Origin of the sequence: Xanthomonas sp. NCPPB 2922, from assembly GCF_041520885.1 — a bacterium.
In the GTDB taxonomy this organism is placed as follows: Bacteria; Pseudomonadota; Gammaproteobacteria; order Xanthomonadales; family Xanthomonadaceae; genus Xanthomonas; species Xanthomonas campestris.
In genome coordinates, this window is sequence record NZ_JBGOFY010000017.1 from 89,295 (window position 1) to 102,827 (window position 13,533).

Sequence of the window (13,533 nt, forward strand, 5' to 3'; positions counted from 1 at the left end):
CTGCAGCGCGATGCGCGACCAGGACAGATTCAGATACGCTACAAACAGACCAATACAGATTTGGGCACCGTACCCATGCTGCTTTACGAATCGCTGGCCACACAGCTGCGGCAACAGATCGAGCGCGGCACCCTGCGCGCCGGCGAACGCCTGCCCTCGATCCGCCAGCTGGCCGCCAGCCACGGCATCAGCCCCGCCACCGCCGTGCAGGCCTGCCTGCAACTGGAACGCGAGGGCCGCGTCCAGGCGCGGCCACGTTCCGGCTATTTCGTGCGCGCCGCTGCCGCGCCACTGCCGGCCGCCACGCCCACGCCACGCCGGCGTGCGCCGGGCGTCATCGCCAATCCCGCCCTGCAGGGCGTGTTCGACCTGCTCGCACGTACCGACCTGGTGCCGCTGCACCTGGCGACGCCTGCGCCCGCGCTACTACCCGGCGCACAGCTGGCCGCAGCGATGTCGCGCCAGCTACGCCGCCAGCGCACTGCGGCACTGGACTATGCACCTCCACAAGGCCACGCCGCGCTGCGTCGGCAGATCGCGCTGCGGTATGCGCAATGCGGCACCAACGTGGACGCAGACGAAGTGGTGATCACCGCTGGCGCGATGGAGGCAATCAGCCTGGCGTTACGCACCATCACCACGCCAGGCGATGTGGTGGTGGTGGAGACGCCCACCTACCACGGCATCCTGCAAGCGGTCGCCGCGCTGCGTCTGAAGGTGCTGGAAGTTCCCAACCGCGCAGGGCAAGGCATTGACGCCGCGCATCTGGATGCACTGCTGCAACGCACGCCGGCACGCGCCGCGATCCTGGTGCCCAACTTCAACAATCCGCTGGGCAGCCTCACCCCCGATCACGCCAAGCGCGCCGTAGTGGACAGTTGCGCACGGCATGGCACGGTGGTGATCGAAGACGATATCTACGGCGAGCTGGCCTGGTCTGGTCAGCGCCCACGCCCGCTGCGGCAGTTCGACACGCACGCCAACGTCATCACCTGCGGCTCGTTTTCCAAGGTGTTGTCGCCCGGCCTGCGGGTGGGCTGGCTGCTCGGTGGGCCGTGGACCGACGCGCTGGTGCGTGCCAAGTATTTCTCCACCGTCGGCAACGCGAGCCTGCCGCAGCTGGCCCTGGCCGACTACCTGGCGCAACACGATCTGGAGCGGCATCTGCGCAAGCTGCGCCGCACGCTGGCCGACAACGGTCAACGCCTGCGCGATGCGATCGTGCGGCACTGGCCATCCGGCACGCGCATCGGCGAGCCGGCAGGTGGATTGTCGCTGTGGCTGCAGTTGCCCGATGGCGGCAGCGGCCAGACGCTGTTCGAAGCCGCGCTGGCCAAGGGCATCGGCACCTCACCCGGCCAGGTGTATTCCAGCCGCAGCGACTACGCCGACCATCTGCGCCTGACCTGCGGCCAGCCGTGGAACGAGACACTGGACCGCGCCATGCGGCAGCTGGGGCGGCTGGCCGCGCAACGGTCGAGTTGAATTGCGCGCATACGCGTTGTTGCCAGAAATCCGGCAAGCGCCTGACCTGTTCGCAGGTACTGCGCGTCGATGGTTGGGAGGTGATCAACGTCGTCCGCAGTCGCAATGCGACGTGCGGCGGGAACTAAAAGCAAGGGCTCACAGGGCGACAACACTGCGGCATTGCCACCGCGTTTAGCAATGACGCCTTACCGCATCCGCGCGCGCGACACGGCAACCACTACGACACCAAGCACGCCGGCACTGCCTCACTGAGAGCAGCGATCAAAACAACGACGCAACTGCCAGGCGGGAGCTGCGGCCAGTGCTCGGATCGGCATGTACCCGTACCTTCCGATTCCTCCGCACCGTCCGCACCCACCTGACGATTGCTCGCTGCGTCTGTTAGCCGCTTTTAGCTTTTCAGCGCGCGCGCATGATGGGCAATATGCTCGCCGATGAAGCTGGCGATGAAGTAATAGCTGTGGTCGTAGCCGGGCTGCAGCCGCACCGTGACCGGATAGCCCGCAGTCTTGGCGGCGTCTTCAAATAGCTTCGTTTTCAGCTGGTCTTCCAGGAATTCATCGGCATCGCCCTGGTCGATCAGCAGCGGCAGGCGCTCGGCTGCCTGTGCGATCAGTGCTGTGGCGTCGTAGGCCCTCCATGCCGCGCGATCGTCGCCCAGGTACTGACCGAAGGCCTTCTCGCCCCACGGCACCTGGCTCGGTGCGACGATCGGCGAAAACGCCGACACGCTGCGATAACGGCCTGGATTTTTCAAGGCGATGGTCAGCGCGCCGTGCCCGCCCATCGAGTGACCGCTGATGGCGCGTGCGCCGGTGGTGGCGAAGCTGGCCTCGATCAATGCCGGCAGTTCGTTCACCACGTAATCGTACATGCGGTAATGCGCGGCCCATGGTTGCTCGGTGGCATCCACGTAGAAGCCGGCACCCTTGCCGATGTCGTAGCCCTCGGCATCGGCGACATCGTCACCGCGCGGGCTGGTATCCGGGGCCACCAGGATCACGCCGTGTTCGGCGGCATAGCGCTGAGCCCCGGCCTTGCTGATGAAGTTCTGCTCGGTGCAGGTCAACCCGCTCAGCCAGTACAGCACCGGCAAGGGGCCGTCGGCTGCCTGCGGTGGCAGATAGACGCCCACCTGCATGGCGCAGCCCAGGCTCGTGGAGTGGTGCCGGTAAACGTCTTGCCAGCCGCCGAAGCAGGCACGGTGTTCGATACGTTCCATGGGATTCCTTGCGAAGAGAAAATCCTGCGGCCGGGATCACCGGCCGCAGGATCGGACCATCAGTGCAACAAGCCCTTGTGACGCGCCACGTTGGTCGACAGCGCATCCATCAGCGCCGGCGACAGGCAGTCGTACGGCGTCAGGCCCAGTTCGGTGAGACGCGCACGCACGCCATCCATCTGGTCCGGCGGCGTGCCGGTTTCGATGATGGACGAGACGAACGCAGCAAAGCCCGGCGGCGACCATCCCGACTGCTGCGACAGCTCGGTATGGATGAAGTCCAGACCATAGAACGCATGGTCCTTGTTCTCGATCCGGCCATACAGATGCACGCCGCAACCGGTACAGGCATGGCGCTGGATCGTCGCACTTTCATCGACGATCTTGAGCTTCTCCGGATGCGCGGTCACGGTGACCTTGTCGCGTGGCGCAACCGCCACCACCGAGAACTTGGCGCCTTCCGGCTTCCAGCATTTGCTGCAGCCGCAGGCGTGGTTGTGCGCGCTCTGCGATGCCACGTCCACGGTCACCTTGTTGCTGGCACACAGGCATTGCAGGGTGCCCCCTGCAAAACCTTCGGTACTGCCATGCACAACACCACCATCTACTGCAGGGTGAATCGACACGTTAGCCATCATGCCCCTCCCGGTTACGGGTCCCACGTGCGCGGAAGCGGCCGCGCGCCGCTCCTGGCCGTCCGGTCAGAAATGAATCACGGTGCGGATCGACTTGCCTTCATGCATCAGGTCGAAGGCTTCGTTGATCTGTTCCAGCGGCATGGTGTGGGTGATGAACGGATCCAGATCGATCTCGCCCTTCATCGACTGCTCCACCATGCCCGGCAATTGGGTACGTCCCTTGACGCCCCCGAAGGCCGAGCCGCGCCACACGCGGCCGGTCACCAGCTGGAACGGGCGGGTGCTGATTTCCTGGCCGGCACCGGCCACGCCGATGATGACGCTCTCGCCCCAGCCCTTGTGGCAGCACTCCAGCGCCGAACGCATCACGTTGACGTTGCCGATGCATTCGAAGCTGAAATCCACGCCGCCATCGGTCAACTCGACGATCACTTCCTGGATCGGCTTGTCGTAATCCTTCGGGTTGATGCAATCGGTGGCGCCCATGCTGCGCGCCAGGTCGAACTTGCCCGGGTTGGTGTCGATGGCCAGGATGCGCCCGGCCTTGGCCTGCACCGCGCCCTGGATCACCGCAAGACCAATACCGCCCAGCCCGAACACAGCCACGCTCTCACCTGGCTTGACCTTGGCGGTGTTGTGCACGGCACCGATGCCGGTGGTGACGCCGCAGCCCAGCAGGCAGACTTTTTCCAGCGGCGCTTCCGGGTTCACCACGGCCAGCGAGATCTCCGGCACCACGGTGTATTCGCTGAAGGTGCTGCAGCCCATGTAGTGGAAGATCGGCTCGCCGTTGTAGGAGAAGCGCGTGGTGCCATCGGGCATCAAGCCCTTGCCTTGGGTTGCGCGCACGGCCTGGCACAGGTTGGTCTTGCCGGAGAGACAGAACTTGCACTTGCGGCATTCGGCCGTGTACAGCGGGATGACGTGATCGCCCACTTTGACGCTGGTCACACCTTCGCCGATCTGCTCGACGATGCCGCCGCCTTCGTGCCCGAGCACCGACGGAAAAATACCTTCCGGGTCATCCCCTGACAGCGTGAACGCGTCGGTGTGGCAGACGCCGGTGTGGGTGATGCGGACCAGCACTTCGCCGGCCTGCGGCGGTGCCACGTCGATCTCGACGATTTCCAGCGGCTTGCCGGGTCCGAATGCAACTGCTGCACGGGATTTCATGGATGAGTGCTCCTGACGAGGATGTTCGAGGACGGGCGCGGCGCATGCCGACCCGGTGGGAGTTCATTTGAGATAGGACCGGACCAGGCCAAGCAATTCCTGCACCCGTTCGGCGCGTTGCGCATCGGACGCGGCGGCATGCCCGAAGTCTTCACGGATATGCGCCTCCAGTACCTGCGACATCAGCCCGTTGACGGCCCCCCGGATCGCGGCGATCTGCTGCAGGACTGGAGCGCAGTCTGCCCCTATTTCCAGCGCACGCTCAAGTGCATCGCACTGCCCACGCAGCCGACGCACACGCGCTAGCGCTCGCTTTTTCTCCTGTGGCGAATGCGGCATGCAAGGCCCCGTACCGGATACTGGGGGGTAGTATATGGATCGAAGACAAAAAAGCCATGACCGCCGCATGACAGACGATGCAGTGCGCCGACTTCTAGCTTCTTTCTTCGCAGCGTGGGCACACGTCGCGCCCCAGCACCACAACTCCCCTGCGATGGCATATGCAGTGGGCTGCGAACATTCGGCAAGCTGCGCTGCAGCAACACGTTATGGTGTAACAGGCGCTCTCTGCGTCTGTGCAAACTGCCGGCAGCTGCTGCGAAAACGCGCAAGACTCGGCGAGAGAAACTTGTCGCGATGCGTGATCAGAAAGAAGCGACGTGACATCGGCGGGAGCACGCCGGTGATGGCCTTCAACGTCCCGGCAGCCAAGGACGCCTCCACCACCCAACGCGACAGACAACTCACGCCCAGGCCGTGCATCACCATGTGCTTGATCGCTTCGGAGCTGCCGATCTGGCGTGCATCGGCCAACTGATGCAGATGCCGCAGCAGTCGTTGCTCCACCTCCTCACGCGTGCCAGAACCCGGTTCGCGCAACAGCCACGCAGCGGCGCGCAGATCCTTGCGGGTGACGTTTGCCTGCTTTGCCAGCGGGTGCTGGCTGCCAACCACGATGAGCAGTTCGTCGGACAACCAGGGCTCGACGTGCAACTCGGGCACGTGGCACGGGCCTTCGATCAACCCCATCTCCAGCTCGAAATTGGCGACCTTCGCAGCGATGGCCGTGCTGTTGCCGGCTTCCATTTCCACGCGCAGATGCGCAGCGGTTGTATGCAGCTCGCGCAGCACCAGCGGCAGCACATAATTGCCGATGGTGGTGCTGCAGCCCACCTTCAGACGTGTCGACAAACTGGCGCTGCCGGGATGGAAACCGGCTTCGATCTGCTGCGCGTTGTCGAGCATCCTGCGCGCGTGCGTCAGCAATGCGCGGCCGCTGTCATTCAACAGCAAGCGTTTGCCGACCCGATCGAACAACCGGGTGCTCAAGCCACTTTCCAGTTCATTGAGCGAGGCGCTGGTGGCCGACTGCGACAACGCCACCTGCGCCGCCGCTGCGGTGGTGGAGCCACACTCGGCAACCGCACAAAAGATCTGGAGCTGCCGCAGGCTGAGTTTCATCGTTAGCGATTTATTGGGTTACATCAACCAATATTACGCGCTTTACTGCTAGATCCAGCTGCCTAGACTCACTCACTTCTTCAGCCGACACCGCTGTGACCCAAATGCGCATGCCCACCTCCCCGATCTGCCCTGCAATCGCCTGGCCGCTATACGCGCTGCCCAGTCCGGGCGAAGCGATCCGCCAGTTCACACCAAACTGGTTCGCGGTGACGATGGGCACCGGCATCCTGTCGCTGGTGCTGGGCCAGCTCCCCTGGCCCGTGCCTGGCGCCGCGCTGCTCGGCGCTGGCCTGTGGCTCTGCAATATCGGGTTGTTTGTGGTGTTCAGCGCGTTGTATCTCGCTCGCTGGGCGCTGTATCCGCACGAAGCCCGACGCATCCTGGCCCACCCGACCGCCTCGATGTTTCTGGGCACTATCCCGATGGGCCTGGCGACGCTCATCAACGGCCTGCTGCTCTATGGCCTGCCGCGCTGGGGCGCTGCCGTCATTCCCGTGGCCACTGCGTTGTGGTGGATGGACGCGGCCATGGCGCTGGCCTGCGGCGTGCTGGTGCCCTACCTGATGTTTACCCGCCAGCAGCACCGCATGGAACAGATGACCGCACTGTGGCTGCTGCCAGTGGTGGCTGCGGAAGTCGCCGCGGCCAGTGCTGGCGCGCTCGCCCCGCATCTGGCCGATGCCGGCAGCCGCTTCGGCATGCTGGTTGCCGGGTACGTGCTGTGGGCGTACTCGGTGCCGGTGGCGATGGGCATCCTGGTGATCCTGTGGCTGCGTATGGCGCTACACCAGTTGCCGCAGGCCAGCATGGCCGCTTCGAGCTGGCTGGCGCTGGGGCCGATCGGCACCGGCGCGTTGGGGATGCTGGTATTTGCCGGCGACGCGCCGGCACTGTTCGCCGCACATGGCATGGGCACCATCGGCCAGGCAGCGGCGGGATGTGGCCTGATCGCCGGCCTGTTGCTGTGGGGGCTGGGGCTGTGGTGGCTGGCGCTGGCCATCCTCATCACGGCCCACTATTTCGCGGACCAGGTTCCGTTCAATCTGGGCTGGTGGGGATTCACGTTCCCACTTGGGGTTTATGCGTTGGCGACACTGAAGCTCGGCGCCGCTCTGCAAATGCAGGTTTTCGATGTACTCGGCAGCGTATTGCTCCTGCTGCTATGCGTGACCTGGACGATCGTGGCGGCACGCACTGCGGTAGGCGCGTATCGGGGCACGTTGTTCGTTGCGCCCTGCCTTGTCGAGGCCAGCGAGCATGCACCTGCGCGCTGAAGTACAGGTTGCATGTCTGACAGGTGCGCTTCGCGCTGCCGAATGAGCACGCATGCGCGTTCGGCTACTCCGCGGCGTCCAGATCCGGTGGTGGTGGATCTGACGGGTCATCGAACCAATCGGCATCAGGCGCATCCAATGCATCCGGTGGCGGTGGTAGCGGGACACCCATGTCGTGATCCGCCAGGCAGCGCGCGAGCGCTGCCGGATCTACGGGGATGTCTTCCGCGCCATCGTGCAAGACGGGTGGCTGGTGCGGTGGCTGCAGGCACTCGCGCAGGAACCCTCGCTCCATCGCAGACGGCGGCTGCCCGCGGCGCACATGCACCGGGGGAGATGGCGGTGGGCCCGGTGGCGCGCCGCACCGGCTTGCACAGCCTCCGAGGGTCAGCATTGCAAGCATGGTGCTCACGGTAGCAATGGTCGGGCGCGTCTGCCCCATGTTTTGATCTCCCTTGTGTACGGCAAACGCAGCGCGCGGCGTGTGGCAGAGCGACGTTCGCCCCGCGGCCAGGAGATCCTTGCAGGCACGTTTTGCACAGGTGTGTTGTGCGCTGGCGCCGCATGGCATGCCGTGCCGGGCGCGTACAAACGTGAGGAAACAAGCGAAACGACGACAAACATGCTTCGTGCATCTGCATTGCGTCAACGTGACCCAACGCCGCGCTGGAGAAGGCCTACGCGTGCGCGGGTTTGAACACAACAGCATCTCAGCGCTGCAAAACAAACCGTACGATCAGCGCATCACCAATCAGCTCTTCGCGGCCACCGGCACCACGTCGGCCACTGCCTCGGTCGGCATCGCCACCGCGGCCATGACTGCAGTGCGGAAGCGCCCCGCAAAAGCGGCGTCGTTGGCCAGATAGCACGCCCGCGCGGCCGCCGAGAGGCGCTCCAACTCTGCGGGCGGCAACGCCAGCGCGGCTTGCACTGCCTGCGCAATGCCTGCCGCATCCACATAGTGATAGCTCGCCAGCCGGCGCTGGCGCACTGTCGCCACCGGAATCAGCAGGCCGTGCTCGGGGCGGACCAATTCGTTCATCGGCTCGCCATCGGTGGCCAGGGTGATCGCACCCACGCTCAAGGCCTCCATCAGGTAATGCCCGAAGCCTTCCGCCTCCGATGGACAGATATGGAACTGGTGGGCGTTCTGAAGGCGGCGCAGCGCTGCATCGTCGAGATACCCGACGCGGTGATCGATATTGGCCGCCACCACCTGCTTGCCCGCCGTGCGTGGGTTCTGCACCACCGTCAGCAGCGGCCATTCGGGATGCTGCTGCCAGGTTTCCAGCAGCACGCGGGTGCCCTTGGCGGTGCTACGCCCGGCCAGGTGGAAGAACGCACGCTGACGGAACACCTCCGGATCGTGGCGATCGGGGCTGGTGAAGCCGATGTACTGCGTGCGGCAGCCCAACTCGCGGAAGATCCGCTCGGCATGGTGGGTCTTGCACAACACCGCCGTGAACCGCGGCAGCAATGGCAACCACTTGGGCAGCAGCCATTCCGGGTTGGGAACCAGCAGATTGGCGTGCCCCAACGGCAGGCAGCGCGCATACACGCGCTCGGAAAAGATCTGTACCGGCACCTTGCCCAACAGCGCGCGCCGTCCCCACAGGCGCAACTCACGCCCGGTGTCGTGCAGGCGCTGGCTGGTGAACCCCACTTCCTGCACCTGCGCCCCGCCGGCACGCAGCGTCTGTGCCATCAACACCATGTCGCGGGTCAGGCCCACGCCATTGTCACGGCTGATCACCCGCATCATCGGCAACACCACGTCATGCACCTGCTCGACCTTGTCGGCGGGCAGTGTCGGTGCAGCGGATTTTGGTGGGATGTCCCGGTCTGTCATGCTGCGTCACACGTGTGCCAATGGTTGACAAATTCGATCATTATGATGCGTGCTCCCGTCCTGCACCTTGCGAGCACCATGTTTCCGGTAGCCACCCCGCGCAGCCCGACCGTTGCGCCTCCGACGATGACCTCCATGGACATGCAACAACCCTGCGTTCTTGTGGTCGACGACGACCCCGACCTGCGCAAGCTGATCGGCGAGTTCCTGAGCGCCCATGGCTACCAGGTGGATGTGGCCGAGAATGTCGCCGAAATGCGCAAGCGCATCACACAACGGCGTCCGGACCTCATCGTACTCGACGTGATGATGCCGGGAGAAGACGGGCTGAGTGCGGCGCGTTCGCTGGCCAGCGAACGCGGCTCGCCTGCGGTGATCATGCTGAGCGCGCTGGGCAATGATACAGACCGCATCATCGGGCTGGAGGTTGGCGCCGACGATTACCTGGCCAAACCCTGCAACCCGCGCGAGCTGCTGGCGCGGGTGCGCGCCCTGCTGCGCCGCAGCCAGGTCACCAGCGACCAGGCCGAGCCGCGCGGCAATGTCTACGAGTTCGCCGGTTGGCGGCTGGACGTGGTGCGGCGCGACCTGCGCGACCCCACCGGTATCTTCATCAACCTCTCCGACGGCGAATTCGCCCTGCTGCGTACCTTTGTGGAGCATCCGCAACGCGTGCTGAGCCGCGACCAACTGCTCGACTACGCGCGCGGCCGCGACACCGACGTCTATGACCGCGCCATCGACAGCCAGATCAGCCGGCTGCGCCGCAAGATCAACGAACGCGTGCACACCGAGCTGATTCGCACCGTGCGCAACGAGGGCTACATGCTGCTGCCGAGCGTCGCGCGTCTGTGAGTGAACCGGTACGCCGCGGGCTGTCGATCTTTGCCCGCACCTTTGTCCTGCTGGCGGTGGCCCTGGTCACCGCACAGGCGGTCGGCATCGCCCTGCTGGTGATGCGCACCCCCGTCTACGAGCCGCCGGTGCATCCGCCGGAGGTCGTGGCCCTGCTGTCCACCCGCATGCCGGCCGGCACCCAGACGCTCAAGGTGCACGAAGCCCGCCAGGCGCCCACGCCACCGGCCGGCCAGGTCCGCGACGGCTTCGCCGAAATGCTGCTGGCGCATTGGCTGGATGTGGACAGCGCGCGCGTGCGCTTCTATCGCAGTGCCGATGACGGCGAGGCGCCACGGCTCCTGCCGCGCCAGGGCACATCGAACCGGACATCGGCCCAGGCCCGCGCGGCTGGCGCCGGCAGCGAGCAACTGCCAGCCGGGGCACCGCCATTCGGCAAGGACTGGCCACGCCCCAGCCCCGAGGGCGCGCCCTTCGGCAACGGGCTGCGGCCTGACGACCCGCGCGGTGATTGGGAAAGCGAACGCCTGACCCCTGGCGTGCCGCTGCTGGACGGTTTCACCGCCGCGCTGCAACAGCCCGACGGCCGCTGGCGCACGGTGGAATCGCCGCGCCGCCGCCTGTCGGCCGAGTTCAAGACCCACGTGGTGCTGCTGTTCCTGGCCGGCCTGCTGGCCAATGTGCCGCTGGCGTGGTGGTTCTCGCGTGCGCTGTCCGCGCCGATCAAGCGCTTTGCCGAAGCCGCCGACCGCCTGGGCCGCAATCCCGACGCGGCGGCCCTGCAACGCAGCGGCCCGAAGGAGATCGTGCGCGCGGCCGATTCGTTCAACGCCATGCAGGCACGCCTGAACCGGCTGATCAACGAGCGCACCCACATGGTGGCGGCGATCGCACACGACCTGCGCACCCCGCTGGCACGGCTGTCGTTCCGCCTGGACGACCTGCAAGCGCCGCTGCGCGACAAGGCGCTGGCCGACATCGACGAGATGAAGGCGATGATTTCTGCGGCGCTGGATTTCATCCAGAACGACCGCCATCGCGGCGAGCGCGCCCCGCTGGACCTGCGCCTGCTGGTGGAGAGCGTGGTCGACAACGCGGTGGACACCGGCGCCGATGCCGAACTGCTGCCAGGCCCGGCGATCACCCTGGACGGCGACCCGCTGGCGTTGCGCCGCGCGGTGATGAATCTGCTGGAAAACGCGCTGAAATACGGCCGGCGCGCGCGCCTGCGGCTGCATCGCGAAGGCGAGGACGGCGTGCTGTGGATCGACGATGACGGCCCGGGCATCGACCCCAGCCAGCGTGAACAACTGCTGCTGCCGTTCGTACGCGGCGAATCCTCGCGCAACCGCGACACCGGCGGAATCGGGCTGGGGCTGTCGGTGGCGCACAGCATCGTGCTGGCGCATGGCGGTGCACTGCGGCTGGACAATCGCGACGGGGGCGGACTGCGGGTGACCGTGCGCCTGCCGTGCATGCCGGAACGGCGCTGACGGCGACGCAGGCAGGCCTGCGCCGCACGGCTCACTGACTCAGTACGCGAACTCGCGGAACACCGGGTCGATATCACCCTTCCAGGCACCGTGATACAGCGCCAGCTTGCGCTCTGCAGCAGTGACGCCGGTTTCGGCAATCTCGGTGATCACATCGAGAAAGCCGGTCTCGTCCTGGCCGTCGCGGTTCAGGCGGGCACGTCGGCGCAGGCCTTCGCGGGCGATGTTGACCGCCTCCAGCGCCAGATCGCGCACCACGCCGTTGCGGAACGGCAGGCCCAACGCCTGCTTGGGGACGCCGTCGCGCAATGCGTGGCGCTCGGCCAGGGTGAAGTCCTTGACCAGGTCCCAGGCCGCATCCAGCGCGGTCTGGTCGTACAGCAGCCCCACCCAGAACGCAGGCAGCGCGCACAGGCGATTCCACGGCCCGGCGTCGGCGCCGCGCATTTCCAGGTACTTCTTCAAGCGCACTTCGGGAAACGCGGTGGTCATGTGGTCGGACCAATCGCGCAGCGTCGGCAGTGCGCCCGGCAGCACCGGCAGCTTGCCCTGCATGAAATCGCGGAAGCTCTGCCCGCTGGCATCGTGGTAGACGCCATCGCGGTAGGAGAAATACATCGGCACATCGAGCAGGTAATCCACGTAACGCTCGTAGCCGAACCCGTCGTCGAACACGAAATCCAGCATGCCGGTGCGATCGGCATCGGTGTCGGTCCAGATGTGCGAGCGGTAGCTGAGGTAGCCGTTCGGCTTGCCTTCGGTGAACGGCGAATCGGCGAACAGCGCAGTGGCGATCGGCTGCAGCGCCAGCGAGACGCGGAACTTTTTCACCATGTCCGCTTCGGTGGCGTAATCCAGGTTGACCTGCACCGTGCAGGTGCGCGTCATCATGTCCAGGCCGAGCGAGCCGACCTTGGGCATGTAGCTTTTCATGATCTGGTAGCGGCCCTTGGGCATCCACGGCATCTCGTCGCGCCGCCACTTGGGCTGGAAGCCCATCCCCAGGAAGCCCAGCTGCAGCTCGCCGGCCACTTCGGCCACCTCGCTCAGGTGGGTGCCGGTTTCCACGCAGGTGTGGTGCAGCGTTTCCACCGCCGCGCCGGACAACTCGAACTGCCCGGCCGGTTCCAGCGTGACCGAGGCGCCATCGCGCAGCAGCGCAATGGTGCGGCCGTTTTCCTGCACCGGCTCCCAGCCGAAGCGGGTCATGCCGACCAGCAAGGCCTCGATGCCGCGCTCGCCATCGAAGGTGGGCGGGCGCAGGTCATCCAGCCGGAAGCCGAACTTCTCGTGTTCGGTGCCGATCCGCCAATCCGCACCGGGCTTCTCGCCGGAGGCGAGCACCTGGATCAGCTCTGCGCGTTCGGTGATCGGCGTTTCGGCAACGTGGCTGGGACTCGACAAGGGCACGCTCGCAGGCGAAAGGGGGTGGGACGATGTGGGGATCGCCCCCTGCCACCGCAAGGCCCGCACTATAACCGCAGGGCGTGCCCGGATTGGCGACATGGACGGGGCATGAGATTTCCACTCACAGGCGCTCGGCGCTGCGGTGGAGGATGGGCACGGGAGGCCGGTGGCGCAGAAGGGCTGTTGCGGGCCGGCCGATGTCGTCTGCTGCCGAGACGGCAGCCGCTGAACGCGTTGACTTGCGCCGCATTGCGGGTGGGCAGGCTGGGCATCCGATCGAGGTCTGCCTCAACCGCCGACCATGTCCACCGAAGCCAAGCGCCGCGTATCAGCGCATTGCATGTGCTGCACCTGCGCAAAAAGCTGGCGCCGCACCACCTTCAAGCAACCGCACCAACCAGCAACTGCGCGCAGGCCGCCAAGGCAGACCAGCCGATCACCGCACTGCCGATGAGCCCGGCAATCCAGACGCGCAGCCACGCCGCGCGTAGGGGGCTACGCGTCTGCAGGCGGTTCGACGTCCAGGCCCAGCCAGCCGCCGACGATGCCGCGCAGTTCGTCCACGCCCTGGCGCGATTCGCCTGAGTAGGTCTGCACGGTGACGCTGTCGCCGAAGCGCGAGGTCACTTCCTTCTTGACCTTCTGCAGGGTCTGCATCTGCTGGCCACGC

General features: G+C 65.9%; 11 protein-coding genes, 1 other RNA gene and 1 pseudogene. 5 read left to right on the forward strand and 8 right to left on the reverse strand.

The annotated features are described in order from the left end of the window. The first annotated feature begins 75 nt into the window (after positions 1 to 75). Together ACD584_RS17120 and ACD584_RS17125 are read left to right on the forward strand one after the other, a co-directional pair. On the forward strand, positions 76 to 1,485 hold the full coding sequence (locus ACD584_RS17120; RefSeq protein WP_076037902.1) for a PLP-dependent aminotransferase family protein: 1,410 nt from the start codon (positions 76 to 78) through the stop codon (positions 1,483 to 1,485). Between the two features lie 318 nt (positions 1,486 to 1,803). Further along, positions 1,804 to 1,875, forward strand: a non-coding RNA gene (locus tag ACD584_RS17125) — sX9 sRNA. Positions 1,876 to 1,879: 4 nt separating this feature from the next. On the opposite strand, the gene fghA is transcribed toward ACD584_RS17125, so the two are convergent. The 5 genes from fghA to ACD584_RS17150 all read right to left on the reverse strand — a co-directional run bounded on the left by fghA (position 1,880) and on the right by ACD584_RS17150 (position 5,982). After that, positions 1,880 to 2,710 carry an S-formylglutathione hydrolase gene (gene fghA, locus ACD584_RS17130; RefSeq protein WP_076037173.1) on the reverse strand — a complete coding sequence of 277 codons (831 nt, stop codon included), beginning with the start codon at positions 2,708 to 2,710 and terminating at the stop codon, positions 1,880 to 1,882. 59 nt (positions 2,711 to 2,769) lie between these two features. Beyond that, positions 2,770 to 3,345 (reverse strand): S-(hydroxymethyl)glutathione synthase, encoded by a 576-nt coding sequence (gene gfa, locus ACD584_RS17135; RefSeq protein ID WP_011038486.1) that lies wholly within the window; start codon positions 3,343 to 3,345, stop codon positions 2,770 to 2,772. 66 nt (positions 3,346 to 3,411) lie between these two features. After that, entirely contained in the window at positions 3,412 to 4,521 is a 1,110-nt protein-coding gene (locus tag ACD584_RS17140; RefSeq protein WP_042597014.1) for an S-(hydroxymethyl)glutathione dehydrogenase/class III alcohol dehydrogenase, read from the reverse strand. A gap of 63 nt (positions 4,522 to 4,584) precedes the next feature. Further along, the gene (locus tag ACD584_RS17145; RefSeq protein WP_014508942.1) at positions 4,585 to 4,860 is read right to left on the reverse strand and encodes a metal/formaldehyde-sensitive transcriptional repressor; all 276 of its coding nucleotides are present in this window, start codon (positions 4,858 to 4,860) and stop codon (positions 4,585 to 4,587) included. 207 nt (positions 4,861 to 5,067) lie between these two features. Then, positions 5,068 to 5,982 carry a LysR family transcriptional regulator gene (locus tag ACD584_RS17150; RefSeq protein ID WP_076037174.1) on the reverse strand — a complete coding sequence of 305 codons (915 nt, stop codon included), beginning with the start codon at positions 5,980 to 5,982 and terminating at the stop codon, positions 5,068 to 5,070. A 104-nt stretch (positions 5,983 to 6,086) separates the two neighbouring features. Here ACD584_RS17150 and ACD584_RS17155 point away from each other — a divergent pair, with 104 nt between their 5' ends. Then, the gene (locus tag ACD584_RS17155) at positions 6,087 to 7,259 is read left to right on the forward strand and encodes a TDT family transporter (protein ID WP_217694198.1); all 1,173 of its coding nucleotides are present in this window, start codon (positions 6,087 to 6,089) and stop codon (positions 7,257 to 7,259) included. 751 nt (positions 7,260 to 8,010) lie between these two features. Here ACD584_RS17155 and ACD584_RS17160 read toward each other — a convergent pair. Then, a complete protein-coding gene (locus ACD584_RS17160) occupies positions 8,011 to 9,108 on the reverse strand; it encodes a glycosyltransferase (protein ID WP_040940671.1) in 1,098 nt (365 codons plus the stop codon). A 135-nt stretch (positions 9,109 to 9,243) separates the two neighbouring features. Here ACD584_RS17160 and ACD584_RS17165 point away from each other — a divergent pair, with 135 nt between their 5' ends. Continuing rightward, the gene (locus tag ACD584_RS17165) at positions 9,244 to 9,963 is read left to right on the forward strand and encodes a response regulator (protein WP_011038492.1); all 720 of its coding nucleotides are present in this window, start codon (positions 9,244 to 9,246) and stop codon (positions 9,961 to 9,963) included. Next, positions 9,960 to 11,456: an ATP-binding protein gene (locus ACD584_RS17170; RefSeq protein ID WP_076037176.1), complete on the forward strand. Its 1,497-nt coding sequence runs from the start codon at positions 9,960 to 9,962 to the stop codon at positions 11,454 to 11,456. The genes ACD584_RS17165 and ACD584_RS17170 overlap by 4 nt, the downstream gene beginning before the upstream one ends. A 39-nt stretch (positions 11,457 to 11,495) precedes the next feature. On the opposite strand, the gene ACD584_RS17175 is transcribed toward ACD584_RS17170, so the two are convergent. After that, a complete protein-coding gene (locus ACD584_RS17175; protein WP_076037177.1) occupies positions 11,496 to 12,860 on the reverse strand; it encodes a glutamate--cysteine ligase in 1,365 nt (454 codons plus the stop codon). Between the two features lie 498 nt (positions 12,861 to 13,358). Further along, a pseudogene (locus ACD584_RS17180) lies at positions 13,359 to 13,533 on the reverse strand (YihA family ribosome biogenesis GTP-binding protein); the annotation flags it as partial.